Raw genomic sequence first — 1,487 nt, 5'->3', positions numbered from 1 at the left:
CTCACTAAACCCGCCCATCCTGTCAACCCTGTCTTCGCTTGTGAGGTTCGCTTAAGTTCCTGATTCAACATAGTATTCCCTTTTCTGGTTAGTTCTGACACTGACGGTCCATGCACTACTCCGTGCTGAAGCGCTGGATGGCCTCGCACATGCCTTGGATCGATCGGGTGAACGTCCTCGAAGCACTAGCAGCGCACTGTTCTGGAAGCCTGGATTGCCGGCTTCCTGTGCAGGCAAGATAACGGGATCATTCAACCCGCGGCCCGTCAGGGTCGCATCCGCTCTCGCGGATTCCTGATGTCTCTTTCGTCAACTCATCGTGTGTCTCCCGGGCATATTCCGGTCTCCTTTCAGTCAGGCAATGCGGGCCTGCAGGCCTTCGCGTGAACCAATAAACTCGCTGCCATCAACCCACATACGGTGCAGGATGACGGAGATTTTCCGGGCCAGCGCGACAGCCGCACGCTTGTGTCCAAGCCGCTTCTGAAGGCCTTTTCCCCACGCTTTCAGCACAGACCATGATCGCACATGTGTGAGCATTGAGTTGGCCGCCTCGACCAGTAGCCATCGCATGTTCGCATCACCGCATTTCGAGACCCGGCTGTTGAAGTCGACCGAGCCGGACTGGTAGCGTTTCGGGGTCAGGCCGAGATGTGCGCCAACGGTCTTTGATCGCCTGAACCGGGCCGGGTCATCGATGCAGCACTTGAACGACAGAGCGGTCACCGGACCGACTCCAGGCACCGTCATGAACCGCCTGCAGACCTCATCAGAACGGGCAATATCCATGAGCAGCTTGTGACATTTCTGGAACTCTGCGAGCAGCGTCCGGCGAGCAAGTAACATGCATTCCGTCACCTCCCGGAGGATCGGATCTTCCTCTTGAAGGCGCTCGCGCAGGTCATCTTCGAAACGCCCCCGCGTGGTCCTTGTCATCTTCACGCCGAACACTTTCAGCGTACCGCGAATGGCATTCTCGATATCGAGGAACTTGCGTTTCAGCATGCGCCGGTTCGCGAGAATAACACGATAACGATGGCTCTCATCACTCTTCACATAGACCTGCCGGAACCAACCTGTGCGCATCATTTGGGCAAGACCGCGTGCATCATTCCGGTCTGTCTTGTTGCGCATGGCGCTGAGCGCACCAGCCATGTGCCGTGCTTCAACAACAACCGCTGGAAGCCCGCGTTCGGTCAGCTCCTTGAACAGCCAGGGCGATAGCGAACTGGCTTCAAAACCAACCCGTTTTATGTCCGCGCCCAAGCGCTCCAACACAGGAGCAATGGCTTCAGGTTCCGTCGGAACCCGAAGCTCCTTCAACGTATTTCCATTGCTGTCGACGACACAGATGTGTGTCTCTTCCAGCGAGATATCCAAGCCTGCGAATACGATCATGACGGTCTCCTTCTGATCAGATCGCCATCATATTCTGCTGGCACAAAATCACATCTGCGGCCGGGAGCTGGCGGGTTTACGACAGCACT

General features: G+C 56.6%; 1 protein-coding gene. It reads right to left on the bottom strand.

Translation table 11 applies throughout. The features are described from left to right. Positions 1-354: 354 nt before the first annotated feature. The gene (locus HY26_RS17930; protein ID WP_112074266.1) at positions 355-1,398 is read right to left on the bottom strand and encodes an IS110 family transposase; all 1,044 of its coding nucleotides are present in this window, start codon (positions 1,396-1,398) and stop codon (positions 355-357) included. Positions 1,399-1,487: the final 89 nt, after the last annotated feature.

Source organism: Hyphomonas sp. GM-8P (genome assembly GCF_003263315.1).
Taxonomy (GTDB): domain Bacteria; phylum Pseudomonadota; class Alphaproteobacteria; order Caulobacterales; family Hyphomonadaceae; genus Hyphomonas.
Note: the sequence above shows the minus strand (reverse complement) of the source record. Positions and strands in the feature narration are given on the sequence as shown.

Bases quoted from the DNA above. Each gene is read 5' to 3' on its own strand.
- HY26_RS17930 (WP_112074266.1), bottom strand. From the start codon at position 1,398: ATGATCGTATTCGCAGGCTTGGATATCTCGCTGGAAGAGACACACATC.